Annotated in this window: 23 protein-coding genes; 16 read left to right on the top strand and 7 right to left on the bottom strand. The window is 61.6% G+C overall.

Annotated elements, in window-relative coordinates:
- Positions 1-33 precede the first annotated feature (33 nt).
- Positions 34-510, top strand: a complete 477-nt coding sequence (locus tag NPS47_RS19080) for a DUF4399 domain-containing protein (RefSeq protein WP_274296349.1) — start codon at positions 34-36, stop codon at positions 508-510.
- A gap of 91 nt (positions 511-601) precedes the next feature.
- Here NPS47_RS19080 and serA read toward each other — a convergent pair whose 3' ends face one another.
- On the bottom strand, positions 602-1,831 hold the full coding sequence (gene serA, locus NPS47_RS19085) for a phosphoglycerate dehydrogenase (RefSeq protein WP_274296350.1): 1,230 nt from the start codon (positions 1,829-1,831) through the stop codon (positions 602-604).
- A gap of 173 nt (positions 1,832-2,004) precedes the next feature.
- Here serA and NPS47_RS19090 point away from each other — a divergent pair, with 173 nt between their 5' ends.
- The 4 genes from NPS47_RS19090 to NPS47_RS19105 all read left to right on the top strand — a co-directional run bounded on the left by NPS47_RS19090 (position 2,005) and on the right by NPS47_RS19105 (position 6,166).
- A complete protein-coding gene (locus NPS47_RS19090; protein ID WP_274296351.1) occupies positions 2,005-3,402 on the top strand; it encodes an FAD-binding oxidoreductase in 1,398 nt (465 codons plus the stop codon).
- Positions 3,403-3,443: 41 nt separating this feature from the next.
- Positions 3,444-4,109, top strand: coding sequence for a fumarylacetoacetate hydrolase family protein (locus NPS47_RS19095; protein ID WP_274296352.1), 666 nt, complete (start codon positions 3,444-3,446; stop codon positions 4,107-4,109).
- 150 nt (positions 4,110-4,259) lie between these two features.
- Positions 4,260-5,192 carry an SdiA-regulated domain-containing protein gene (locus tag NPS47_RS19100; RefSeq protein WP_274296353.1) on the top strand — a complete coding sequence of 311 codons (933 nt, stop codon included), beginning with the start codon at positions 4,260-4,262 and terminating at the stop codon, positions 5,190-5,192.
- A gap of 68 nt (positions 5,193-5,260) precedes the next feature.
- Complete coding sequence (locus NPS47_RS19105) at positions 5,261-6,166, top strand: SdiA-regulated domain-containing protein (protein ID WP_274296354.1); 906 nt, start codon at positions 5,261-5,263, stop codon at positions 6,164-6,166.
- Here NPS47_RS19105 and rpiA read toward each other — a convergent pair.
- The gene (gene rpiA / locus NPS47_RS19110) at positions 6,153-6,827 is read right to left on the bottom strand and encodes a ribose-5-phosphate isomerase RpiA (protein WP_157190756.1); all 675 of its coding nucleotides are present in this window, start codon (positions 6,825-6,827) and stop codon (positions 6,153-6,155) included. The two genes, NPS47_RS19105 and rpiA, sit on opposite strands and share 14 nt — an antisense overlap.
- Before the next feature lie 135 nt (positions 6,828-6,962).
- On the opposite strand from rpiA, the gene ilvA reads away from it, so the two are divergent.
- Together ilvA and NPS47_RS19120 are read left to right on the top strand one after the other, a co-directional pair.
- Complete coding sequence (gene ilvA, locus NPS47_RS19115) at positions 6,963-8,477, top strand: threonine ammonia-lyase, biosynthetic (RefSeq protein WP_274296355.1); 1,515 nt, start codon at positions 6,963-6,965, stop codon at positions 8,475-8,477.
- Positions 8,478-8,515: 38 nt separating this feature from the next.
- Positions 8,516-8,944, top strand: coding sequence for a DUF2269 domain-containing protein (locus tag NPS47_RS19120; protein ID WP_274296356.1), 429 nt, complete (start codon positions 8,516-8,518; stop codon positions 8,942-8,944).
- A gap of 103 nt (positions 8,945-9,047) precedes the next feature.
- On the opposite strand, the gene NPS47_RS19125 is transcribed toward NPS47_RS19120, so the two are convergent.
- A complete protein-coding gene (locus NPS47_RS19125) occupies positions 9,048-9,704 on the bottom strand; it encodes an HAD family hydrolase (RefSeq protein ID WP_274296357.1) in 657 nt (218 codons plus the stop codon).
- A 140-nt stretch (positions 9,705-9,844) separates the two neighbouring features.
- Here NPS47_RS19125 and NPS47_RS19130 point away from each other — a divergent pair, with 140 nt between their 5' ends.
- Together NPS47_RS19130 and ptsP are read left to right on the top strand one after the other, a co-directional pair.
- Complete coding sequence (locus NPS47_RS19130) at positions 9,845-10,324, top strand: RNA pyrophosphohydrolase (protein WP_010222140.1); 480 nt, start codon at positions 9,845-9,847, stop codon at positions 10,322-10,324.
- A 22-nt stretch (positions 10,325-10,346) separates the two neighbouring features.
- Positions 10,347-12,626 (top strand): phosphoenolpyruvate--protein phosphotransferase, encoded by a 2,280-nt coding sequence (gene ptsP / locus NPS47_RS19135; protein ID WP_274296358.1) that lies wholly within the window; start codon positions 10,347-10,349, stop codon positions 12,624-12,626.
- 75 nt (positions 12,627-12,701) lie between these two features.
- Here ptsP and NPS47_RS19140 read toward each other — a convergent pair whose 3' ends face one another.
- Positions 12,702-13,448 (bottom strand): NRDE family protein, encoded by a 747-nt coding sequence (locus NPS47_RS19140; RefSeq protein WP_274296359.1) that lies wholly within the window; start codon positions 13,446-13,448, stop codon positions 12,702-12,704.
- Positions 13,449-13,577: 129 nt separating this feature from the next.
- On the opposite strand from NPS47_RS19140, the gene NPS47_RS19145 reads away from it, so the two are divergent.
- The 3 genes from NPS47_RS19145 to NPS47_RS19155 are packed head-to-tail and all read left to right on the top strand — an operon-like array spanning position 13,578 to position 16,203.
- On the top strand, positions 13,578-14,360 hold the full coding sequence (locus NPS47_RS19145) for a sulfite exporter TauE/SafE family protein (RefSeq protein ID WP_274296360.1): 783 nt from the start codon (positions 13,578-13,580) through the stop codon (positions 14,358-14,360).
- A gap of 14 nt (positions 14,361-14,374) precedes the next feature.
- Entirely contained in the window at positions 14,375-15,184 is an 810-nt protein-coding gene (gene lgt / locus NPS47_RS19150; protein WP_274296361.1) for a prolipoprotein diacylglyceryl transferase, read from the top strand.
- A gap of 47 nt (positions 15,185-15,231) precedes the next feature.
- Positions 15,232-16,203, top strand: a complete 972-nt coding sequence (locus NPS47_RS19155) for a thymidylate synthase (protein WP_274296362.1) — start codon at positions 15,232-15,234, stop codon at positions 16,201-16,203.
- Positions 16,204-16,312: 109 nt separating this feature from the next.
- Here NPS47_RS19155 and NPS47_RS19160 read toward each other — a convergent pair whose 3' ends face one another.
- The 3 genes from NPS47_RS19160 to cadR all read right to left on the bottom strand — a co-directional run bounded on the left by NPS47_RS19160 (position 16,313) and on the right by cadR (position 17,582).
- A complete protein-coding gene (locus NPS47_RS19160; protein WP_274296363.1) occupies positions 16,313-16,576 on the bottom strand; it encodes a DUF3077 domain-containing protein in 264 nt (87 codons plus the stop codon).
- Positions 16,573-16,833, bottom strand: coding sequence for a hypothetical protein (locus NPS47_RS19165; protein ID WP_274296364.1), 261 nt, complete (start codon positions 16,831-16,833; stop codon positions 16,573-16,575). Before NPS47_RS19165 ends, NPS47_RS19160 begins: the two co-directional genes overlap by 4 nt.
- Before the next feature lie 305 nt (positions 16,834-17,138).
- Complete coding sequence (gene cadR / locus NPS47_RS19170) at positions 17,139-17,582, bottom strand: Cd(II)/Pb(II)-responsive transcriptional regulator (protein ID WP_274296365.1); 444 nt, start codon at positions 17,580-17,582, stop codon at positions 17,139-17,141.
- An 82-nt stretch (positions 17,583-17,664) separates the two neighbouring features.
- Between cadR and NPS47_RS19175 the strand changes: the two genes are divergently transcribed.
- The 4 genes from NPS47_RS19175 (at position 17,665) to NPS47_RS19190 (ending at position 23,766) form a co-directional block, all read left to right on the top strand.
- Positions 17,665-19,908, top strand: coding sequence for a heavy metal translocating P-type ATPase (locus tag NPS47_RS19175; protein WP_274296366.1), 2,244 nt, complete (start codon positions 17,665-17,667; stop codon positions 19,906-19,908).
- 7 nt (positions 19,909-19,915) lie between these two features.
- Entirely contained in the window at positions 19,916-20,785 is an 870-nt protein-coding gene (locus NPS47_RS19180) for a LysR family transcriptional regulator (protein WP_274296367.1), read from the top strand.
- 190 nt (positions 20,786-20,975) lie between these two features.
- Positions 20,976-22,040: a putative 2-aminoethylphosphonate ABC transporter ATP-binding protein gene (locus NPS47_RS19185; RefSeq protein WP_274296368.1), complete on the top strand. Its 1,065-nt coding sequence runs from the start codon at positions 20,976-20,978 to the stop codon at positions 22,038-22,040.
- 1 nt (position 22,041) lies between these two features.
- Positions 22,042-23,766, top strand: a complete 1,725-nt coding sequence (locus NPS47_RS19190; protein ID WP_274296369.1) for a putative 2-aminoethylphosphonate ABC transporter permease subunit — start codon at positions 22,042-22,044, stop codon at positions 23,764-23,766.
- The last annotated feature ends 39 nt before the right edge of the window (positions 23,767-23,805 follow it).

Genomic DNA, 23,805 nt, shown 5'->3' on the forward strand with positions numbered 1-23,805 from the left:
CAAGGTTGAAGAAGCAAATCACAGGAGAAGTGAATGAAAAGCCTAGTTTCGCGTGCAGCCGTCGTTGGCCTGCTGATGGGAGTTTCGGCGTTTGCCGCAGCCGCCGAAGGCCTGAAGAGCCAGGAGCCGCCGAAAGACGCCAAGGTCTTCATCGTTTCCCCGGCCGATGGCGCGACGGTCGACAAGACCTTCACGGTCAAATTCGGTATCGAGGGCATGGCGCTCAAGCCTGCAGGCGACCAGACCCCGCACACTGGCCATCACCACCTGCTGGTAGATGTCGACCAGGAACCCGCCGCTGACCAGGTACTGCCTACCAGCCTGCTGCCGGAAAACAAGGCGCCGCTGCCGGCCGGTCCGCAAGTACTGCACTTCGGCAAGGCGCAGACCGAAGTCGAACTGACCCTGACCCCGGGCAAGCACACCCTGCAACTGGTGCTGGGCGACAAGTTCCACGTGCCGTTCAAGCCAAGCGTTGAATCGAAGAAGATCACCGTTACTGTTCAGTAAGGGTTGAATGCATCGCGGGGCAAGCCCGCTCCCACAGGTATCTGTTTGCCTGTGGGAGCGGGCTTGCCCCGCGATTTGTTACTAGAAGAACTTAGAACAGTACGCGGGAACGGATAGTGCCCTTGACCTGTTGCAGTTTTTCTTGCGCCAGATCCGAGTACTCGGCGTCAACGTCGATGACCACGTAACCGACTTTCTCGTTGGTCTGCAGGAACTGACCGGAGATGTTGATGCCGTTTTCAGCGAAGACTTTGTTGATCTCGCTGAGTACGCCCGGAATGTTTTCGTGGATGTGCAGCAGACGGTGCTTGCCCGGGTGAGCCGGCAGGGCCACTTCAGGGAAGTTGACCGACGATACGGAAGTACCGTTGTCGCTGTACTTGACCAGTTTCTCGGCCACTTCCAGACCGATGTTGGCCTGGGCTTCGGCGGTGGAACCACCGATGTGCGGAGTCAGGATCACGTTGTCCAGGCCACGCAGCGGGCTTTCGAACTGCTCGTCGTTGGAGCGCGGCTCGACCGGGAACACGTCGATGGCGGCGCCGATCAGGTGCTTGTCCTTGATCGCTGCAGCCAGGTGATCCAGCTCGACCACGGTACCGCGGGCGGCGTTGATCAGGATCGAGCCTTTCTTCATCGCACGGATTTCTTTCTCGCCGATCATCCACTGGGTGGACGGCAGCTCAGGCACGTGCAGCGAGACGATGTCGGCCAGACCCAGCAGCTCGGTCAGGCTGGCAACCTGGGTCGCGTTGCCCAGTGGCAGCTTGGTCAGCGGGTCGAAGAAGAACACCTGCATGCCCAGGCTTTCGGCCAGCACCGACAGCTGGGTGCCGATCGAGCCGTAACCGACGATACCCAGCTTTTTGCCGCGGATTTCGAAGGAGTTGGCCGCGCTCTTGATCCAGCCACCACGGTGACAGGAAGCGTTTTTCTCCGGGATGCCGCGCAGCAGCAGGATCGCTTCGGCCAGCACCAGCTCGGCGACCGAACGGGTGTTGGAGTACGGCGCGTTGAACACGGCGATGCCGCGCTCGCGGGCCGCGTCCAGGTCGACCTGGTTGGTACCGATGCAGAAACAGCCGACAGCGACCAGTTTCTTGGCGCAGTCGAAAACCTCTTCGGTCAGTTGAGTGCGCGAGCGGATGCCGATGAAGTGGGCATCAGCGATCTTTTCTTTCAGCTCAGCGTCGGGCAGAGAACCGGTGAGGTACTCGATGTTGCTATACCCGGCGGCCTTGAGGACGTCCACGGCGGATTGGTGGACGCCTTCGAGAAGAAGGAACTTGATCTTGCTCTTATCGAGAGAAGTCTTGCTCATCTGCGTAAACCTGTGTCCCGGAGAAAAATGGCAGGGAAGTGAAGCTCTCGCAGCATCGGCCCAAAAGCTCGATCAGCGGGGGGCGTATGCTAGCATGAGTACCCCCCGATACGCCCATCCCTGGCACGTGAAGAGTGCTCAGGGTGACTATGAAAAGTTCGAGAGTTCTGTCGATGACCAATTCTGCGTTGCTTGATGAGCTGATGACCCTGGTTGAGCCCGGCAAGGTGCTGACCGATGCGGACTCCCTCGAGACTTACGGCAAGGATTGGACCAAGCACTTTGCCCCGGCGCCGCTGGCCATCGTGTTTCCCAAGAGCACCGAACAGGTCCAGGCCATCGTGCGCTGGGCCAACCGGCACAAGGTTGCCCTGGTGCCATCGGGCGGGCGTACCGGCCTCTCGGCAGCGGCGGTGGCGGCCAATGGCGAAGTGGTGGTGTCGTTCGACTACATGAACCAGATCCTCGCCTTCGATGAATTCGACCGTAGCGTGGTCTGCCAGCCGGGCGTGGTCACCGAGCAACTGCAGAGCTTTGCCGAAGACAAGGGCCTATACTATCCGGTGGACTTCGCTTCTGCAGGTTCCAGCCAGATTGGCGGCAATATCGGCACCAATGCCGGCGGAATCAAGGTGATTCGCTACGGCATGACTCGCAACTGGGTGGCCGGCCTGAAAGTGGTCACCGGCGCCGGCGACCTGCTCGAACTGAACAAGGACCTGATCAAGAACGCCACCGGCTACGACCTGCGCCAGCTGTTCATCGGCGCCGAAGGCACCCTGGGCTTTGTGGTCGAGGCGACCATGCGCCTGGATCGGGCACCGAACAATCTCACCGCGATGGTCCTCGGCACCCCGGATTTCGACTCGATCATGCCGGTGTTGCACGCCTTCCGCGACAAGCTCGACTTGACCGCCTTCGAGTTCTTTTCCGACAAGGCCCTGGCCAAGATCATGGGCCGTGGCGATGTCCCTGCGCCATTCGATACCCCGTGCCCGTTCTATGCCCTGCTGGAGTTCGAAGCCAGCAATGAAGAGGTGGCCAATGCCGCCCTGGCTACGTTCGAGCACTGTGTGGAGCAAGGCTGGGTGCTCGATGGCGTCATGAGCCAGAGCGAGCAGCAACTGCAGAACCTGTGGAAGCTGCGCGAGTACATCTCCGAAACCATCTCGCACTGGACCCCGTACAAGAACGATATCTCGGTCACTGTGTCGAAAGTGCCGGCATTCCTGCGGGATATCGATGCGATCGTCGCAGAAAACTATCCGGATTTTGAAGTGGTCTGGTATGGCCATATCGGCGACGGCAACCTGCACCTGAACATCCTCAAGCCCGACGACCTGAGCAAAGACGAGTTCTTTGCCAAGTGCGCTACGGTGAACAAGTGGGTGTTCGAGATCGTGCAGAAGTACAACGGCTCGATTTCAGCCGAACACGGCGTGGGCATGACCAAGCGTGATTACCTCACCTACAGTCGCTCGCCCGTGGAAATTCAATACATGAAAGCGGTGAAGGCGGTGTTCGATCCGAACGGGATCATGAACCCGGGCAAAATCTTCGCTGTCGAGTAAGTCAAAGGCACAAGAGCTTCCAATAGCGCCAGGAGTCGGTAATGAGCTATCAGCACCAGTATGTAGACGGCACGCGTATTCACTTTCCCCTGGGCAAGGTGGTGTGCATCGGGCGCAACTATGCCGAGCACGCCAAAGAGCTGGACAACCCGATCCCGACCGAGCCCCTGTTGTTTATCAAGCCGGGCAGCTGTGTGGTGCCGATCAACAGTGGCTTCAAGATCCCTGCCGAGCGTGGTTCGGTGCACTACGAGGCGGAAATCGCCGTGTTGCTGGGCAAGTCGTTGTCTACCGATCCCAGCGAAGAAGAGGTGCTCGACGCCATTTCCGGCTTCGCACCAGCCCTGGACCTGACCCTGCGCGACCTGCAAGCGCAGCTCAAGGACAAAGGCCTGCCGTGGGAACGCGCCAAGTGCTTCGACGGCGCCTGTGTGCTGGCGCCTTTCGTCGCGGGCAGCACCTTTGAAGACCTGGCCGACATCGGTATTCGCCTGAGCATCAATGGCGAAGTACGTCAGGACGGCAACAGCGCGCTGATGCTCAATCCGATCGTGCCGATGATCCAGCACATGGCCTCGCAGTTCAGCCTGCAGGCCGGTGACGTGATCCTCACCGGTACGCCAGTGGGTGTCGGCCCGCTCAATCCGGGCGATGAGCTGGTGCTGGAATTGCCGGGTATCAGCCGCTTCGAAACCGCGGTGTTGTAACCCGCCAGGGCAGCCAGTCACGCTGGCTGCCCTGCGCGCTGCTCGGCTTTTGTCATTTTTTTCACATTCAATCCGGATAATGTGCGCCGATCTGGCTCTGCAAACGTGCCGGTAATGTGATATCAACTGGCAAAAAAGAGCACAAATCCCATGGCCAATCCCGTTCCTTCGAGCAAATCCGTGCCGTCTGCGCGCAAGCGTGGGCTCGCTTTGCGCTGGTCTACCTGGCTGGCAGCGGCAGCCATCATTGGTTACGGCGTGGCCATCGCCATGCATTGGGATGACCGCGGGCTGCTCTGGCTGCAGGAACGCTTCGAAAGCAAAGTGGAGCAACAGGCCAGCATCTGGTTGCCGGACTACCAGGTCGATATCGATGCCAAGGTGTTGCCGGGCATGGAGGATGATGAAGCGTCCGACCTGACTTACAACCCGGTCAGCAAAACCCTGTTCGCGGTCATGGGCAAAAACCCCTTCCTGGTCGAGCTGAACCTCGATGGCGACGTTCTGCGCAAGATGCCGCTGGTGGGCTGGAGCAACCCTGAAGGTGTAGCGACACTGGAAGGCGGGCGTCTGGCTATTGTCGACGAGCGTGATCACTCGCTGGCCATCGTCACCCTGGCTGCCGATACCCGTTCCTTGAATATCGCTGATTTCCCGCAGTACGACCTCGGCCCGTCGGCGAACCAGAACAAAGCGTTCGAGGCGATTGCCTGGGATCCGCGCCAGCAACGCATTGTCCTTGGCGAAGAGCGTCCGCCGGCCCTGTTTACCTGGAGCACCGACGGCATTGGCGCGCTGAGCGGCGACAAGAAGTCATTGCCCAACGAAGAGCTGGATCTGCGCAACCTCTCGGCCTTGGGTATCGACCCGCGTACCGGGCACATGCTGGTGCTGTCCGCCGATTCCAACATGTTGCTGGAGCTGGATGAGACCGGCGAGCAGGTCAGTTTCATGACCCTGCTGGGCGGCTTCAATGGCTTGAACAAGCGCGTTCCGCGCGCCGAAGGCGTGGCCATGGACGACAACGGCACGCTGTACATCGTCAGTGAGCCGAATCTGTTCTACCGTTTTAAAAAGCCCTGACCCGGATTTAAGTTTGGCTTCAGTTGCGTATGGTTAGATTCAGGCTGTCATCTTTAGAGTTTTCCTGAATGCGTCGCTACATCCGCCTGCCTCTGATTTTCCTGGTTGTCAGCCTGTTGGCTGTGCTTGTACTTGCAGCGGCGGGGCAGCATTACCGCTTGTTCGAGCGCGGTTGGTTCAATTTCAAGACCTGGTGGCAACCCTCGGAGTTGAGCATCGGTCTGGACCAGTACCGCGTAAGCATTGAAGCGCAGCCCCTTGAAGGGCTGAATGACGATATCTCCGCACTCACCTTCGACCCTGACCGCCAAAGCCTGTTCACCGTGACCAATCAGCGTTCCGAGTTGATTGAACTGTCGCTGGATGGGCGTGTACTGCGGCGGATTCCGCTCACCGGTTTCGGCGATCCCGAGGCGGTCGAGTATGTCGGCCCCGGCAGCTATGTGATCACCGACGAGCGGCAGCAGCGCCTGATTCGCGTGCACCTCGACGACAACACGCAATCGCTGGATGCCAAAGAGGCCGAGCAACTGACCTTGGGCATCGGCCTGAACGGCAACAAGGGCTTCGAGGGCCTGGCCTACGACTCGGTGGGCAAGCGCCTGTTCGTGGCTAAAGAACGCGACCCGATGTTGATCTATGAGGTGCATGGCTTTCCTCATGACAACCCAGAGCAGCCTTATGCAGTGCATGTAGTACAGGACCAGAAGCGTGATTCACGGCTGTTTGTGCGTGATCTGTCGAGCTTGCAGTTCGATGAACGCAGCGGGCATCTGCTGGCGTTGTCGGATGAGTCGCAGCTGGTGCTGGAACTGGATGTGAAGGGCAAGCCACTGAGCAGCCTGTCACTGCGCAAGGGCTTTCAGGGCCTGAAGCAGAGTGTGCCGCAGGCTGAAGGCATCGCCATGGACGATGCCGGGACCATATACCTGGTCAGTGAGCCGAACCTGTTTTACGTGTTCAAGAAACCTTGAGGGTTTTCACCCCTTCAGAAGTCCCCAGCAACAGCAGATCCGCCGGCCGCGCTGCGAACAGGCCGTTGGTGACCACGCCAACAATGGCATTGATCTGGCTTTCCAGTTCCACCGGGTTGGTGATCTGCAGGTTGTGCACATCGAGGATGATGTTGCCGTTGTCGGTGACCACGCCTTCACGATAGACCGGGTCGCCGCCCAGCTTGACCAGCTGACGTGCGACATGACTGCGGGCCATCGGGATCACTTCGACCGGCAGCGGGAAGGCGCCCAGCACCGGCACCAGCTTGCTGGCGTCGGCGATGCAGATGAAGGTCTTGGCCACCGCGGCAACGATCTTTTCGCGGGTCAGGGCCGCGCCACCGCCTTTGATCAGGTTCAGGTGCTCGTCGCTTTCGTCGGCGCCGTCGACATAGAACTCCAGGTCGCTGACGGTGTTCAGCTCATACACCGGAATACCATGACCCTTCAGGCGTGCAGCGGTCGCTTCGGAACTGGCCACAGCGCCATCGAAGGCAGCCTTGTGCTGGGCCAGGGCGTCGATGAAGCAGTTGGCGGTCGAGCCGGTGCCGACGCCGACGATGCTCTTGTCGTCGAGCTTGGGCAGAATGAAATCGACAGCGGCCTGGGCGACAGCCTGTTTGAGTTGGTCCTGGGTCATGCGGGCTCCGAAGCGGGGAGGAGTATCGTGAAGTCGCGTAGTATAGCGGTTAAAACCCCGGACTTGCTGTGGTCGCCCGACAAGGCGCTAAGGTAGACTTCCAGCCCCGCCCAACCGCTCAGTGATGCTTTCCCGATGCTCGAACAGTACGTCAAGAAGATCCTCACCTCGCGCGTTTACGACGTTGCCGTCGAAACCCCGCTGCAGACCGCCGGCCAGCTGAGCAAGCGTCTGGGCAACAACATTCTGCTCAAGCGCGAAGACCTGCAGCCGGTGTTCTCCTTCAAGATTCGCGGTGCCTACAACAAACTGGCCCAGCTGACCCCTGAAGAGCTGGCCCGTGGCGTGGTCACCGCCTCGGCCGGCAATCATGCCCAGGGCGTGGCGCTGGCGGCGCGGGAACTGGGGATCAAGGCGACCATCGTCATGCCCAAGACCACCCCGGAGATCAAGGTCGAAGGCGTGCGCTCGCGCGGTGGCAAGGTGGTCCTGCACGGCGACTCCTTCCCCGAGGCCCTAGCCTATTCGCTGAAGCTGGTGGATGAAAAAGGCTTCGTCTATATCCACCCGTACGATGACCCGCACACCATTGCCGGGCAGGGCACGGTGGCCATGGAGATCCTGCGCCAGCACCCGGGTCAGCTGGACGCGATCTTCGTGCCGGTCGGCGGCGGTGGCTTGATCGCCGGTATCGCCGCTTATGTGAAGTACCTGCGCCCGGAGATCAAGGTGATCGGCGTCGAGCCGGACGACTCCAATTGCCTGCAGGCCGCGATGGCTGCGGGTGAGCGGGTGGTGCTGCCGCAGGTCGGGCTGTTCGCCGACGGCGTGGCGGTGGCGCAGATCGGCCAGCACACCTTCGACATCTGCAAGACCTATGTCGATGAGGTGATCACCGTCAGCACTGACGAGATCTGTGCAGCGATCAAGGATATCTACGACGATACCCGCTCGATCACCGAACCTGCCGGCGCACTGGGTGTGGCCGGGATCAAGAAGTACGTCGAACTCAAGGGCGTCAGCGGCCAGACCCTGGTGGCGATCGACTCCGGTGCCAACGTCAACTTCGACCGCCTGCGTCATGTTGCCGAGCGTGCCGAGCTGGGTGAAGGTCGCGAGGCGATCATCGCCGTGACCATTCCCGAGCAGCCGGGCAGCTTCAAGGCCTTCTGCGAGGCGGTTGGCAAGCGTCAGATCACCGAATTCAACTATCGCTACCATGCCGATGGTGAGGCGCACATCTTCGTTGGCGTGCAGACTCACCCGGACACCGACCCGCGTAGCGCCTTGATCCAGAGCCTGACCGAGCAAGGTTTCCCGGTAACCGACCTGACCGACAACGAACTGGCCAAGCTGCATATCCGCCATATGGTCGGTGGCCACGCGGCACGGGTCAGTGACGAGCTGGTGCTGCGTTTCGAGTTCCCGGAGCGGCCGGGAGCGCTGTTCAACTTCCTCAACAAACTGGGTGGGCGCTGGAACATCTCGATGTTCCATTACCGCAACCATGGCGCGGCCGATGGTCGCGTGGTGGCTGGCCTGCAAGTCCCGGATGATGAGCGCCACCTGGTGCCGGCTGCCCTGGCCAAGATCGGCTACCCGTACTGGGACGAAACCGATAACCCCGCGTACCGGCTGTTTCTGGGCTGAGCAGCTAAGCTCAGGACAGCTCACAAGGAAGCAATGACATGGAATACCTGACTACGCTCAAGGTCCTGCACATCTCGGCCACCGTGCTGTTACTAGGCAGTGCCCTTGGGTTGGCGATCTGGACCTGGTTGGCGCGCCGCAAAGGCGACACTTCAGCTGCTAGCCGGCTGATGCGGCGGCCATTGGTGTTTGTCTGGCTGTTGATGGGTATCTGCCTGGTGAGCATGCCGTTCACTGGCTGGTGGCTGGTGCACCTGATCGGCTGGCCGTTGGGCCAGACCTGGGTGCTGGGCTCCAGCGTGATCTACACCTTCGGGGCGTTCAGCTGGTTCTGGCTGCTGGCGCGGGTCAATCGCCTGCGTACGGCGCCGACTGTGGGTAACCCGAAGTTCACCCTGGCGCTGGCGGTGTTCAGCGGCGTGTGTTTCATCGCCATCGCCGGCCTGATGGGCGCCAAGCCGGTCTGATCATGCGGGCTTCGGTGGGAGCGGGCTTGCCCCGCGATTGCGCTTGTTCAGTCACATCGCATCGCGGGGCAAGCCCGCTCCCACCGTGTTCCCACCGACGCGATCAATCGCGCAGGCTGATCACCGGCCAACCGCGCTTTTCAGCTTCGGCGCGCAGGTTCGGGTCCGGATCGACGGCAACCGGATTGGCCACCTGCTCCAGCAGCGGCAAATCGTTCATCGAGTCGCTATAGAAATAGCTGCCCTCAAGGTTGAAGCCGTTTTCTTCCAGCCAGCGATTCAGGCGCGTTACCTTGCCTTCACGGAAGCACGGCACATCGGTGCTGCGCCCGGTGAAGCGGCCATCGACCATCTCGCATTCAGTGGCCAGCAGGGTGTCCACTTCCAGGCGCTTGGCAATCGGCCCGGTAATGAAGCGGTTGGTGGCGGTGATGATCACCAGCTTGTCGCCGGCGTCACGGTGCTTTTTCAGCAGCGCCAGGGCCTTGGGCTGGACGATCGGCTCGACGCAATCACGCATGAAGTCGCGATGCCATTCGTCGAGCTGGGCCATTTCCGTGGTCGCGAGGATTTCCAGGCTGAAGTTCAGATAGGCCGCCAGGTCCAGCTTGCCGGCCAGGTAATCCTGGTAGAAGGCATCGTTGCGGTTCTGATACTCCACCGGGTCGAGAATCCCACGGGCGCAGAGGTAGTCTCCCCAGGCGTGGTCGCTGTCGCCGCCGAGGAGGGTATTGTCCAGATCGAATAAAGCCAGGCGCATTTAAGTCACTCGCATAACATCTGAAAAGTCCCACAGAATACGGACTTTTCACATCGGTGCACATAACGTAAACAGGCGCGTTGCTGGCCTTGTGACCTTTGTGGAACAATGCCGTGACATGCGTTTGCGAGGTTGCTGCCGTGATCGACCCCGATGGTTTTCGCCCCAATGTCGGGATCATTCTGACGAATGATCTTGGGCAGGTGCTATGGGCTCGGCGGATCAACCAGGATGCCTGGCAGTTTCCCCAGGGTGGAATCAACCCTGAAGAGACGCCGGAAGATGCCCTGTACCGCGAGCTGAACGAAGAAGTGGGGCTGGAGCGCGATGATGTTGAAATTCTTGCCTGCACCCGCGGCTGGTTGCGTTATCGTTTACCCCAACGCCTGGTGCGGACCCACAGCCAACCGCTGTGTATCGGCCAGAAGCAGAAATGGTTTCTCCTGCGCCTGGTCTCCAACGAGCAGCGGGTGCGGATGGACCTGACCGGGAAACCGGAGTTCGATGGCTGGCGCTGGGTCAGTTATTGGTACCCGCTGGGCCAGGTGGTGACATTCAAGCGCGAGGTTTACCGCCGCGCTCTCAAAGAGCTTGCCCCGCGCCTGCTGGCGCGCGACTGACGACGGAGTTCGACCCCGAGCCATGCTCAATACGCTGCGCAAGATCGTCCAGGAAGTTAACTCCGCCAAGGATCTCAAGACGGCGTTGGGGATCATTGTGTTGCGCGTCAAAGAGGCCATGGGCAGTCAGGTCTGCTCCGTCTACCTGCTCGACCCGGAGAGCAACCGTTTCGTGCTGATGGCCACCGAAGGCTTGAACAAGCGTTCAATCGGCAAGGTCAGCATGGCCCCCAACGAGGGCCTGGTCGGTCTGGTCGGCACCCGCGAAGAACCGCTGAACCTGGAAAACGCTGCGGATCACCCGCGTTACCGCTACTTCGCCGAAACCGGTGAAGAGCGTTTCGCCTCGTTTCTCGGTGCGCCGATCATTCACCACCGGCGCGTGGTCGGGGTGCTGGTCATCCAGCAAAAAGAGCGGCGCCAGTTCGATGAAGGCGAAGAAGCCTTCCTGGTGACCATGAGCGCCCAGCTCGCCGGGGTTATCGCCCACGCCGAAGCCACCGGTTCGATCCGTGGCCTGGGCCGTCAGGGCAAGGGCATCCAGGAGGCCAAGTTCGTCGGCGTGCCCGGTTCGCCCGGCGCGGCAGTGGGCAAGGCGGTGGTCATGCTGCCACCGGCCGATCTCGATGTGGTGCCGGACAAGAGCGTTGATGACATCGACGCCGAGCTGATTCTTTTCAACAATGCGCTGGAAGGCGTGCGCGCCGACATGCGCAACCTGTCGGCCAAACTTGCCACTCAACTGCGCCCGGAAGAGCGCGCGTTGTTCGACGTCTACCTGATGATGCTCGAAGATGCGGCCCTGGGCGGCGAAGTGGTGCAGGTGATCAAGACCGGGCAGTGGGCCCAGGGCGCCTTGCGCCAGGTGGTGGGCGAGCACGTCAACCGCTTCGAGCTGATGGACGACGCCTACCTGCGCGAGAGGGCTTCCGATGTGAAGGATCTGGGCCGGCGTCTGCTGGCCTACCTCCAGGAGGCAAGGCAGCAGACGCTGGTCTATCCCGATAACACCATTCTGATCAGCGAAGAACTGACCCCGGCGATGCTCGGCGAAGTGCCGGAAGGCAAGCTGGTCGGCCTGGTGTCGGTACTCGGCTCAGGCAACTCCCACGTCGCGATCCTGGCCCGGGCCATGGGCATTCCGACCGTGATGGGCCTGGTCGACCTGCCGTATTCGAAGGTCGACGGCATCGACATGATCGTCGATGGCTACAAGGGCGATGTCTACACCAACCCCAGCGAAGTGCTGCGCAAGCAGTATGCCGAAGTGGTCGAGGAAGAGCGCCAGCTGGCCCAGGGCCTGGATGCCTTGCGCGAACTGCCGTGCATCACCCTCGATGGCCACCGCATGCCGCTGTGGGTCAACACCGGCCTGCTTGCCGATGTCGCCCGCGCCCAGCAGCGTGGCGCCGAAGGGGTCGGGCTGTACCGCACTGAAGTGCCGTTCATGATCAACCAGCGCTTCCCCAGCGAAAAGGAGCAGCTGGCGATTTACCGCGAGCAACTGGCGGCCTTCCACCCGTTGCCGGTGACCATGCGCAGCCTGGACATCGGCGGCGACAAGGCGCTGTCGTATTTCCCGATCAAGGAAGACAACCCCTTCCTTGGCTGGCGCGGTATCCGCGTAACCCTCGATCATCCGGAAATCTTCCTGGTGCAGACCCGGGCCATGCTCAAGGCCAGTGAAGGCCTGAACAACCTGCGCATTCTGCTGCCGATGATTTCCGGTATCCACGAGCTGGAAGAGGCTCTGCACCTGATTCACCGGGCCTGGGGCGAAGTGCGTGACGAAGGCACTGACGTACCGATGCCGCCCGTGGGGGTGATGATTGAAATCCCGGCGGCGGTCTATCAGACCCGTGAGCTGGCGCGTCAGGTGGACTTCCTCTCGGTCGGCTCCAACGACCTGACCCAGTACCTGTTGGCGGTCGACCGCAACAACCCGCGGGTTGCCGACCTCTACGACTATTTGCACCCTGCGGTACTGCAAGCCCTGCAGAACGTGGTGCGCGACGCCCATGCCGAAGGCAAGCCGGTGAGTATCTGTGGCGAGATGGCCGGTGACCCGGCGGCTGCAGTGCTGCTGATGGCCATGGGTTTCGACAGCCTGTCGATGAACGCCACCAACTTGCCGAAGGTGAAATGGATGCTGCGTCAGGTCAGCCTGAGCAAGTCTCAGGAACTGCTGGCCCAGGCCATGAGCATCGACAACCCGCAAGTTATCCACAGCTCGCTGCAACTGGCTCTGAAGAACCTCGGGCTGGCGCGGATGATCAATCCGGGGTCGGCGAAGAATTTGTAGACCTTATCGCGGGGCAAGCCCGCTCCCACCGGCTGATGGTGATCCCGGTGGGAGCGGGCTTGCCCCGCGATAGCATCAAACCTGCAGATCCACTTCGCCCAGATGCCCCCCGAACGGTCCGAAACTGCGTTCCACCAGGCGCCGTCGACCATCTGCCTCGACAATCAACACCGTGCTCGCTCGCGTCCCATAGTTCTGGCTGGCGATAAACACACTCGACAACAACCGCTCGGTACTCAGCCCCACGCCGGTCTCCGGCAGCTCGCCGTCTGCCGCTTGCAGGTTATCCCCAAGCAACGTCAGCAAGGTTTCGGGTTGAGGATCGGGTAGATGCTGGATCAGCCCGGCACGCGCCTTGACCAGCTTCGGCCAGGGCGTATCCAGCCCGGCATTGGACAAACCGTAGACCCCTTCCCCCAGCAACCGTACCTGCGCCTCACGGGCATTCAGGTAGCCCAGCGTGCTGCTGTCGCCCACCAGCAGGTTGAACCCCGAATACTGCTGACTGCGGCTGGCGACCTGGTCCAGATAGGCTTCGACTCTCAGCTCACCGCGCAGGAAGGCGGCCACCAGCTCACCTCGTGAGCGTGCGCCCTGGACTTGTTGCGGGTCACGAATATTGGTCAGCGCAGCAAAACGCCCCGCTGGCCCAACGCCCAACCAGGTACCACCTGCTTCCAGGTCGCGTCCGGCATAGACGCCAGGCGCATCGTCCCAGGCCCCAAGCATACGGCTGGGGCGGGCATAGAACTCATCGCGGTTGGCCGCGACGATCAGCGGCTGGGCATGCCCGGGCCGCCAGGCGAAAACGATCAGACACATAGGTGGACCTCTGTGTTTTTGCCCACTCTACCCATAGCGCCCGGTCTGATCCATCGACTTGATGTGTCTTCACTAGAGCCACAGGCCTCCCTTCCGTTACCATGCCGGACTGAATTGACGGGGGCGACAATGGAATTCGTGCTCTATTTGCTGCTGGGCGCCTGCGCAGGCGTGCTGGCCGGGCTGTTCGGCGTTGGCGGTGGCATCATCATCGTGCCGGTGCTGGTGTTCAGTTTCACCTTGCAGGGCTTCGATGCCTCGGTGCTGACCCACCTGGCGGTGGGTACATCGTTGGCGACCATTGTCTTCACCTCGATCAATGCCATCCGCGAGCACCACCGCAAAGGTGCGGTGCAGTGGCCGATCTTTGTCTGGATGACCCTCGGGATCCTGGTCGGTGCCGGTATCGGTGCCAAGACCGCCTCGGCCATCCAGGGGCCGCTGCTGCAGAAGATCATCGGTGTGTTTGCCCTGGTGATTGCCGCCCAAATGGCCCTGGACCTCAAGCCCAAGGCCAGCCGCAGCATCCCCGGCAAGCCCGGATTGACTGCGGCGGGCAGTGTGATCGGCTGGGCTTCGGCGATTTTCGGCATTGGCGGCGGCTCCTTGACCGTACCGTTCCTGACCTGGCGCAGCCTGCCGATGCAGCAGGCGGTAGCGACGTCCTCGGCCTGCGGGTTTCCGATTGCGGTGGCCAGTGCCCTGAGTTTCATCTGGCTGGGCTGGCACGACCCGCACCTGCCGGCGCATAGCCTGGGCTTTGTCTACTTGCCCGCGCTGCTGGGGATCGCCCTGACCAGTATGTTTTTTGCCCGCTTCGGCGCGCGTCTGGCGCACAAATTGTCGCCACGCCTGCTCAAACGATTGTTCGCCGCGCTGCTGTTCTGCGTCGGCTTAAGCTTTTTGCTTTAACGAGAGGAGTCACCATGCTGCCTTACCCGCAGATAGATCCAGTAGCCCTTGACCTGAAATGGATCAAAATCCATTGGTACGGTCTGATGTACCTGGTCGGCATCGGCGGCGCCTGGCTGCTGGCCTCGCGTCGACTGAACCGCTTCGACCCGACCTGGAGCCGTGAAAAGCTCTCGGACCTGGTGTTCTGGCTGTCCATGGGCGTGATCGTCGGTGGCCGCTTGGGTTATGTGCTGTTCTATGACCTGCACGCCTACCTGGCCAGCCCGGCGCTGATCTTCGAAGTGTGGAAGGGCGGCATGTCGTTCCACGGCGGTTTTATCGGCGTGATGCTGGCGGCTTTGTGGTTCGGCAAGCGCAACAACAAGTCGTTCTTCGAGTTGATGGACTTCGTCGCGCCACTGGTGCCGATCGGCCTGGGCGCCGGGCGGATTGGCAACTTCATCAACGCCGAACTGTGGGGCAAGGCCACCGATGTGCCATGGGCCATGGTCTTCCCGCCGTACAGCGATCCGGCCCAGTTGCCACGTCACCCGTCGCAGCTGTACCAGTTCGCCCTGGAAGGTGTGGCATTATTCCTGATCCTTTGGCTGTACTCGCGCAAGCCGCGCCCGACCATGGCGGTTTCCGGCATGTTCGCGCTGTTCTACGGCATCTTCCGCTTTATCGTGGAGTTCGTGCGGGTACCCGATGCCCAGCTTGGCTACATCGCCTTCGGCTGGTTGACCATGGGTCAGTTGCTTTGCGTGCCGATGATCGTCGGTGGCATCTTCCTGATCTGGTGGGCCTACAACCGCAAACCCACGGCCAAGGCCGCCGTTTGATTTTCCACGGCAGGGCGATCCCCTGCCGTCTTTGCTACAGGTAAGCCATGAAACAGTATCTAGATCTGGTCCGTGACGTCATCGAAAACGGCACCCTGCAGGGTAACCGTACCGGTATCCGCACCATCAGCCTGCCTGGTGCCATGCTGCGCTTCGACCTGCAGAAAGGCTTTCCGGCCATCACCACCCGCAAGCTGGCGTTCAAGTCGGCCATCGGTGAAATGGTCGGTTTCCTGCGTGGCGTGAAGAATGCCGGCGAGTTCCGTGAACTGGGCTGCAAGGTCTGGGACCAGAACGCCAACGAAAACGCCCAGTGGCTGGCCAACCCGTTCCGCCAGGGGCATGACGACCTCGGCGAGATCTACGGCGTGCAATGGCGTCAGTGGCCGGCCTACAAGCGTATCCCGCTGAGCAACCCGGCAGCCATCGAACTGGCGCAGAGCCAGGGCTTTATGAAGATTGCCGAAGCCGAAGAAGACGGTGAAGCGTTCGTGGTGCTGTACAAGGCCATCGACCAGATTCGCCAGTGCATCGACACCATCCACAAAGACCCGGGCAGCCGCCGCATCCTGTTCCATGGCTGGAACTGCGCCCAGCTCGACGAAATGGCCCTGCCGCCGTGCCACCTGCTGTACCAGTTCCACCCGAATGTCGAGACCAAGGAAATCTCCCTGACCCTCTACATCCGCTCCAACGACCTGGGCCTGGGCACACCGTTCAACCTGACTGAAGGCGCCGCACTGCTGTCGCTGGTGGGTCGCCTGACCGGCTACACGCCGCGCTGGTTCACCTACTTCATCGGTGATGCGCACGTGTACGAGAACCACCTGGACATGCTCAACGAGCAGCTCAAGCGCGAACCGCTGGCGGCACCGAAGCTGGTGATCAATGATCGCGTGCCTGAGTATGCCAAGACTGGCGTGTACGAGCCGGAGTGGCTGGAGAAGGTCGAGCCGAGCGACTTCAGCCTGGAAGGTTACGAGCACCACGCGCCGATGACGGCGCCGATGGCGGTCTGATCACCGTCGTTGTAGAAACAACTGGCTGCCTGGTGGGAGCGGGCTTGCCCCGCGATTGCGATTTGACTATTACATCGCATCGCGGGGCAAGCCCGCTCCCACCGGTGGGTCAAGCCTTCTTCATCCCCAGCCCGACATCATCGATGATCGCCTTGGCGAATTCGTTGAGAAAATAAGCGGCCCACAACATCTCGCCGTCTTCATCCAGGAGCCCCGCCTCGATCAGCTTGTGCACACAACCCAGCACGGTTGAGGCCTGCTCCAGCGCGTAGTCACACGGCACATCCGGCGCAATGCGAAACAGCCCCATGGGCGCTTGCTCGCTGCGGATGAAATCCACCACGCCTACGGTCTTGCCGGTCTCCAGGCTCATGGCTTCACTCCTTGCAGCTTGCACAACGCATGCTCAACCAGCGCCCTGGCCATTTCGGCCGAATGCAGCACATTCACCAGCATGCCCTGGCCGGGTTCATTGGCGTGGGCGCGGCAGAATTCGTCGGTGGTTTCGTGGATGCCGCGCAGGAGTTCGCTGGCGAAGGCCAGGGAATCTGGGGGGATGAGGTCGCTGTGGATGGAAAAGTAGGGGGTGGTAATGAGGGAATTTGGTGGGTCAGGGACAATCTTTTTCATGGCGTAACTCCTAGGATCAGACAGGAGCTACCTCCCAGTCCCTCTCACAGGAGTAGGGTGGCAGCCGCACGCGGGGTGAGAGACCGAAGACCTAGGAACCCGGCCAGACAAAAGTCTGCCCGCGCACGGCTGCCATGACAACGCTGCCATTAGGTCAGGGCGGGCTCTCACACCCGGTCGCCAATATGGACGACCCGAGGAAACTAGCCCTGATGCACTTTCTCAACAATAGAGAAAACACGGCAGCGTGCGTAGGATAGTTCCGAAAGTATCCAAACCTGAAGCTTTAGATAGTTTCGACAGGATCAGTGCCCGTGGCTCCTGCCCACATGCGAATGCTCCGCCTCCGGCGCCGTCACCGCACCATTGACCTCCAGGTGCTGCAGGATCGAGCACTGCACCTCTTTGGAATGACAATGCTGGCGCAGCTCCAGCAGTTGCGCCTGCAACGCCTGCAACCCGTCGATTCGCGCCTTCACATGCTGGATATGCTCGTCGATCAGGGCGTTGACGCTTTCACACTGGTCATCCGGGCTGTCGCGCAGGCGCAGCAGGCTGCGGATTTCTTCCAGGGTCATGTCGAGGGTGCGGCAGTTGCGGATGAAGGTCAGGCGCTCGACGTGGGCCTGGGTGTACATCCGGTAATTGCCCTCGCTGCGCGCCGGTTCCGGCAGCAGGTTTTCCCGCTCGTAATAACGAATGGTTTCCACCGCGCAGTCGGTGGCCTTGGCCAGTTCTCCGATCTTCATCTGAAAATACCTCGGCAGGTTGCTTGACCCTATAGTGGCTACAGGGTGTTCACTTGGCAACAGGACATTTAAGGATGAACCCATGAACCAGCCTGTCAGCCATACCCCGGGTAAAGACCCGCATGATCACGCCAGCCACAAGCATGCCAAGCACGCCCACAGCTGCTGTTCCCACGATGCCGCGCCGTCTCTGGTGCAACTGAGCGAGACTGCCAGCAGCAATGCACGCCTGAGCCGCTTTCGCATCGAGGCCATGGACTGCCCGACCGAACAGACCCTGATCCAGAACAAGCTGGGCAAGCTGGCGGGAGTCGAGCAGCTGGAGTTCAACCTGATCAACCGCATTCTCGGGGTGCGCCACACCCATAGCGATACCCTGACCATCGAGCAGGCCGTCGCTTCGCTGGGCATGCAGGCCGAGCCACTGACCGAGAGCAGCGAAGAACCTGCCGCGCCGCCGGCGCCGGGGAAAAAGCATTGGTGGCCATTGGCGCTGTCCGGGATTGCGGCCATTGCCGCCGAAGGCATTCACTTCGCCGAGCTGGCGCCTTCCTGGGTGGTCGCGCTGGTGGCGTTGGTGTCGATCCTCAGCTGTGGCTTAGGCACTTACAAAAAGGGCTGGATCGCCCTGAAGAACCGCAACCTGAACATCAACGCATTGATGAGCATCGCCGTCACCGGCGCCGTGCTGATCGGCCAGTGGCCGGAAGCGGCGATGGTGATGTTTCTGTTTACCGTTGCCGAGCTGATCGAAGCGCGCTCGCTGGACCGTGCGCGCAATGCGATTGGCGGGCTGATGCAACTGAGCCCGGACATGGCCACGGTGCAGCAGGCCGATGGTCAGTGGCGTGAGGTCGAGGTCAAGCAGGTGGCGCTGGGGGCGCTGGTACGCGTGCGCCCCGGTGAGCGTATCGGCCTGGACGGCGAAGTGGTCAGTGGTCAGTCGAGCATCGATCAGGCGCCGATTACCGGTGAGAGCCTGCCGGTGGAAAAGGGGCCGGGCGACAAGGTCTTCGCCGGTACCATCAACCAGGCCGGTGCCCTTGAGTACCGGGTAACAGCAGCTGCCGGGCAGTCGACCCTGGCGCGCATCATCAAGGCAGTTGAAGAGGCCCAGAGCGCCCGCGCACCAACTCAGCGTTTCGTTGACCAGTTCTCGCGGATCTACACCCCGGCGGTGTTCGCCTTTGCCCTGGCGGTTGCGGTGATTCCACCGCTGTTCATGGCTGGCGCCTGGTTCGACTGGATCTACCGCGCCCTGGTGTTGCTGGTAGTAGCCTGCCCATGCGCGCTGGTAATTTCCACCCCGGTGACCATCGTCAGCGGTCTGGCTGCAGCGGCGCGTAAAGGTATTCTGGTCAAGGGCGGGGTGTACCTGGAGGGCGGGCGCAAGCTCGACTTCCTGGCGCTGGACAAGACCGGCACCATCACCCACGGCAAACCGGTGCAGACCGATCATGTCGTGCTTGAGCCGCTGTTCGAAGGCCGCGCTCAGGCGCTGGCTGCCAGCCTGGCGGACCGTTCCGATCACCCGGTGTCGCGTGCTATTGCGGTATATGCCAACGCGCAGCAACTGGCCCTGAGTGAAGTCGCGGCGTTCGAAGCCCTGGCCGGCCGCGGTGTGCGCGGCGAGATCGACGGCGAGCTGTATCACCTGGGCAACCATCGCCTGGTCGAAGAGCTGGGCCTGTGCTCACCGCAGCTTGAAGCACAGCTCGATGCCCTGGAACGTCAGGGCAAGACCGTGGTGCTACTGCTCGACAAGTCCGGCCCGCTGGCCCTGTTCGCTGTGGCCGACACGGTCAAGGACAGCAGCCGCGAGGCGATTGCCGAACTGCATGAGCTGGGTATCAAGACTGTCATGCTCACCGGCGACAATCCCCACACCGCGCAAGCTATTGCCGCTCAGGTGGGTATCGATCAGGCCCATGGCAACCTGCTGCCGGCCGACAAGCTCAAGACCATCGAGGATCTGTACGCGCAAGGGCATCGGGTCGGTATGGTCGGCGACGGCATCAACGACGCCCCGGCACTGGCCCGTTCGGAAATCGGCTTTGCCATGGCCGCGGCCGGTACCGACACGGCCATCGAAACTGCCGACGTGGCGCTGATGGATGATGACTTGCGCAAAATCCCGGCGTTCGTCAGGCTCTCGCGCCAGACGGCGGCGATCCTGACCCAGAACATCGTGCTGGCGCTGGGGATCAAGGCGATTTTTCTGGCGATCACCTTCGCCGGTATGGCAACCATGTGGATGGCGGTGTTCGCCGATATGGGCGTGAGCTTGTTGGTGGTCTTCAACGGCCTGCGCCTGCTGCGAAAATAGGGGATGTATGTTGAGTTCCGAGTTGAAAGCCTTCTACATGGTTGCCCGCCTGGGCAGCATTACCCTGGCGGCGAAGAAACTCGGGCTTAGCCAACCAACAGTCACCACGCAGATCCGCAACCTGGAAAGCCAGTACGCGGTGGAGCTGTTCTACCGTGGCGGCCGGCGCCTGACCCTCAGCGATGACGGCGCGCGGCTGTTGCCGATGGTCAAGACCCTGTTGCAGCAGGAAGCCGATATCGAGTTCTTCCTGCGCAACAGTGGTCAGGGTCAGGGCAGTTTGCGCATTGCTGCCACTGCGCCGTATTACATCCTCGATCTGGTGAAGATCTTTCGCGAGCGTTTGCCGCAAGTGGAGGTTTCGGTGGAAATCGGCAACTCCCAGCAGGTGCTGGAGTTGTTGGAAGACTATCGGGTGGACCTTGCAGCTTCGTCGCAACTGGTTGAAGACGCGCGTCTGGTACGCCGGGTGCTGGGCACCGACCCGTTGGTGGTGGCGGTGCACCGCAATCATCCATTGGCCAGTCGTGAATCGCTGCCGCTGTCGGCGCTGGCCGGGCACTGCCTGCTGGTGCGCGAGCAAGGCTCGACCACCCGTAAGCTGACCGAGCAGATGCTGGAAGAGGCGGGGGTTAAAGTGGGGTCGATTCTGGAGATCGGCAGCCGCGAGTCGATACGCGAAGCGGTGTTGCGCAATATCGGTATCAGCCTCATCGCTCGCCATGAAGTGCCGCATAACCCTGAGCTGCGGGTGTTGAGCCTGGAGAATGCGCCAGTGATGCATGAGTACCTGTATTGCCTGAAGGAGCGCAGGCAGGCGCGGCTGCCAGCAGCTTTTCTGGGGTTGGCGCAGGAAGTATCGGCTGTGGAAATTTGAAACATCGCGGGGCAAGCCCGCTCCCACCGGGGGGGGCAGATCCCGGTGGGAGCGGGCTTGCCCCGCGATGCTTTTAACTTAACCACACCCAAATCTGCCTATACCACTATCGCCATCTTTTGCTTCCCAGCCACAGAACCTTCGCATTACCTCCCTAGCATGGCCCTCATTCGTTCGATGAGGTCCTGCCATGAACACTCCGGTCGCAAACCCAGGCGCACAGATGAAAGTGCGCGGTATCCACAAGCGCTTCGGCGCCTTTACCGCCCTGCAGGATGTCTCCCTGGACATCGCCGCCGGTGAGCTGGTGTGTCTGCTGGGCCCGTCCGGCTGTGGCAAGACCACGCTACTGCGCTGTATCGCCGGCCTCGAGCGTCAGGACCGTGGCACCCTGTACATCGGTGATCGCGACATCTCCGACCTGCCGCCGCAGGCCCGTGATTACGGCATCCTGTTTCAGTCTTATGCACTGTTTCCGAACCTGACCGTCGAAGCCAACATCGCCTACGGCCTGGCCGGCAGCGGTCGTGACGAGGTGCGCCAGCGGGTGGCGCAGATGCTCGAGCTGGTCGGTCTGTCCGGCAGCGAGAAAAAATACCCCGGCCAGCTTTCCGGCGGTCAGCAACAACGGGTAGCCCTGGCCCGCGCCCTGGCTCCGGCACCTTCGTTGCTGCTGCTCGACGAGCCGATGTCGGCCCTCGATGCCCGCGTCCGTGAGCACCTGTGTACCGAGCTGCGCCAGCTGCAACGCCAGTTGGGCATCACCACCCTGATGGTTACCCACAACCAGGACGAAGCCATGCTCATGGCCGACCGTATCGCGGTGATGAACAACGGTCAGGTCGAGCAATACGCCACGCCCCAGGAAATCTACGACAAACCCGCCACGCCGTTCGTGGCCGAGTTCGTCGGTCAGGGCAACTGGCTGCCGTTCCAGCGCCACAGCGACAGCCATGCGCAGGTCGGTGCGCTGAACATGCGTCTGGCCGACGGCGCCGGTCAGGCCCGTAGCGGTCGTTTGTTCTGCCGCCCGGAAGCAATAAACGTCAACCCGCCGGTGCATGAAGAAAACCTGTTCCCGGCGCGGGTGCGCGAGATCACTTTCCTCGGTAACCGCTGCCGCATGAGTTTCGAGTTCAACGAGCTGCCGGGCCACGCACTGTTGGCCGAAGTCGCGCCCGAGTCGATGCCGCGCCTGGGCTCACAGGACATCTGGGTCGCCCTGCCGCCGCGCAGCCTGCAGGTGTTTGCCTGAGATGGCCGCGCCAATGGCCATGCCGATCGCGCAGGCGAAGGCAGCACAGCACTCCGGCGCTTCACTGGGTGATCGACTATTCGTGGTCGGCGGTAAAGGGTTGCTGCTGCTTCTGCTGACAGTCGCGGTGTTGATGCCGTTGCTGGCGATTTTCTGGCGAGGTTTCAGCAGCGATGCCGGGCAGGGCGGTGGTCTGGTCGCCGCACGAGAATTGTTTGCCAGCGCCAACTTTCACTGGCTGCTAGGCAACAGCCTCAAGGTCTCGCTCAGCGTCGCCGCGATTGTCGTGCCGCTGGCCTACCTGTTCGCCTATGCCTTGCAACGCACACTGATCCCCGGCAAACGCATCTGGCGCGGGATCTCGCTGCTGCCGTTGCTGGCCCCGTCGATGCTGCCGGCCATTGCCCTGGTATACCTGTTTGGAAATCAGGGCCTGCTGCGCGGGCTGCTCAGCGACAACATCTATGGCTTCTGGGGCATTGTCCTCGGTGAAGCCATCTACACCTTTCCCCATGCCCTGATGATCCTGCTGTCGGCGCTGTCGCTGGCCGATGCGCGCCTGTTCGATGCTGCCTCGAGCATGGGCGCCGGTCCCTGGCGCGCCTTCCACAGCATCACCTGGCCGGCCACCCGCCAGGCCGTGTTCGCCGCGTTCTGTCTGGTGTTCACCCTGACCATCACCGATTTCGGCGTGCCGGTGGTGGTCGGTGGCGACTATCAGGTGCTGGCGCTGGAGGCCTATAAAGCGGTAGTCGGCCAGCAGCAATTCGGTCGCGGTGCCTTGATCGGCATGGTCCTGCTGGTGCCAGCGCTGCTCAGCTTCACCGTCGATGCCTGGCTGCGCCGCCGTCAGCGCGATGCCATGAGTGGCAGGGCCCAGGTGTTCGTGCCGCAGCCGTCGCGCCGTCGCGATACCTGGTTCCTGGCCGTGGTGCTGATGGTTTGCGCGGTGTTGCTGCTGGTGGTGGGCATGGCGGTGTATTCGTCGCTGGTGACCTTCTGGCCTTACAACATGACTTTGTCGCTCAAGCACTATCAGTTCGATGAAACCGCTGGCGGTGGCTGGCTGGCTTACACCAACAGTCTGACCATGGCGCTGGGAACCGCATTGATCGGCAGCGCGGTGATCTTCACCGGCGCCTACCTGATGGAAAAGACCAAGGGCCAGCGCGCGCTCAACCTGGTGCTGCGCTTGCTCAGCTTCGTGCCGATGGCGGTACCCGGCCTGGTTCTGGGCCTGGGCTACGTGTTCTTCTTCAACCTCACCAGCAACCCCCTGCATGTGTTCTACGGCAGCATGGCGCTGTTGGTGGTGTGCACCATTGCTCACTATCTGACCACCGCGCAGATGACCGCGACCACCGCCCTGCGCCAGCTCGACGGTGAATTCGAAGCCGCTGCGCTGTCGCTCAAGGCGCCGCTGTACCGGCACTTCCTGCGGGTCACCGTACCGATCTGCCTGCCGGCGCTGCTGGACATCGTCCGCTACCTGTTCGTCTCGGCGATGACCACGGTGTCGGCGGCGATCTTCCTCTACAGCCCGGACACCATCCTTGCCGCCGTCGCCGTGTTGAACATGGACGATGCCGGCAACGTCGGCGGCGCGGCGGCGATGTCGACCCTGATCCTGCTGACCAGCGCCAGCGTGTCGCTGCTCCTGGCCTGGGCCTCGCGTGGCCTGCTGCAACGTTCCCAAGCCTGGCGCCAGCGCGCGCCGGGCCAGTGATTGCCTTACCCAACCCTCGTACCGTTCAAAGGAACCGCA

This window comes from Pseudomonas putida, assembly GCF_028682475.1.
Taxonomy (GTDB): domain Bacteria; phylum Pseudomonadota; class Gammaproteobacteria; order Pseudomonadales; family Pseudomonadaceae; genus Aquipseudomonas; species Aquipseudomonas putida_AG.

Coding starts and splice junctions, on each gene's coding strand:
- NPS47_RS19185 (WP_274296368.1), top strand. CDS start 20,976: ATGAACACTCCGGTCGCAAACCCAGGCGCACAGATGAAAGTGCGCGGT.
- NPS47_RS19190 (WP_274296369.1), top strand. CDS start 22,042: ATGGCCGCGCCAATGGCCATGCCGATCGCGCAGGCGAAGGCAGCACAG.
- serA (WP_274296350.1), bottom strand. CDS start 1,831: ATGAGCAAGACTTCTCTCGATAAGAGCAAGATCAAGTTCCTTCTTCTC.
- NPS47_RS19125 (WP_274296357.1), bottom strand. CDS start 9,704: ATGCGCCTGGCTTTATTCGATCTGGACAATACCCTCCTCGGCGGCGAC.
- NPS47_RS19100 (WP_274296353.1), top strand. CDS start 4,260: ATGGCCAATCCCGTTCCTTCGAGCAAATCCGTGCCGTCTGCGCGCAAG.
- NPS47_RS19180 (WP_274296367.1), top strand. CDS start 19,916: ATGTTGAGTTCCGAGTTGAAAGCCTTCTACATGGTTGCCCGCCTGGGC.
- NPS47_RS19155 (WP_274296362.1), top strand. CDS start 15,232: ATGAAACAGTATCTAGATCTGGTCCGTGACGTCATCGAAAACGGCACC.
- NPS47_RS19160 (WP_274296363.1), bottom strand. CDS start 16,576: ATGAGCCTGGAGACCGGCAAGACCGTAGGCGTGGTGGATTTCATCCGC.
- ilvA (WP_274296355.1), top strand. CDS start 6,963: ATGCTCGAACAGTACGTCAAGAAGATCCTCACCTCGCGCGTTTACGAC.
- cadR (WP_274296365.1), bottom strand. CDS start 17,582: ATGAAGATCGGAGAACTGGCCAAGGCCACCGACTGCGCGGTGGAAACC.
- NPS47_RS19120 (WP_274296356.1), top strand. CDS start 8,516: ATGGAATACCTGACTACGCTCAAGGTCCTGCACATCTCGGCCACCGTG.
- NPS47_RS19090 (WP_274296351.1), top strand. CDS start 2,005: ATGACCAATTCTGCGTTGCTTGATGAGCTGATGACCCTGGTTGAGCCC.
- NPS47_RS19165 (WP_274296364.1), bottom strand. CDS start 16,833: ATGAAAAAGATTGTCCCTGACCCACCAAATTCCCTCATTACCACCCCC.
- rpiA (WP_157190756.1), bottom strand. CDS start 6,827: ATGACCCAGGACCAACTCAAACAGGCTGTCGCCCAGGCCGCTGTCGAT.
- lgt (WP_274296361.1), top strand. CDS start 14,375: ATGCTGCCTTACCCGCAGATAGATCCAGTAGCCCTTGACCTGAAATGG.
- NPS47_RS19080 (WP_274296349.1), top strand. CDS start 34: ATGAAAAGCCTAGTTTCGCGTGCAGCCGTCGTTGGCCTGCTGATGGGA.
- ptsP (WP_274296358.1), top strand. CDS start 10,347: ATGCTCAATACGCTGCGCAAGATCGTCCAGGAAGTTAACTCCGCCAAG.
- NPS47_RS19095 (WP_274296352.1), top strand. CDS start 3,444: ATGAGCTATCAGCACCAGTATGTAGACGGCACGCGTATTCACTTTCCC.
- NPS47_RS19140 (WP_274296359.1), bottom strand. CDS start 13,448: ATGTGTCTGATCGTTTTCGCCTGGCGGCCCGGGCATGCCCAGCCGCTG.
- NPS47_RS19145 (WP_274296360.1), top strand. CDS start 13,578: ATGGAATTCGTGCTCTATTTGCTGCTGGGCGCCTGCGCAGGCGTGCTG.
- NPS47_RS19175 (WP_274296366.1), top strand. CDS start 17,665: ATGAACCAGCCTGTCAGCCATACCCCGGGTAAAGACCCGCATGATCAC.
- NPS47_RS19105 (WP_274296354.1), top strand. CDS start 5,261: ATGCGTCGCTACATCCGCCTGCCTCTGATTTTCCTGGTTGTCAGCCTG.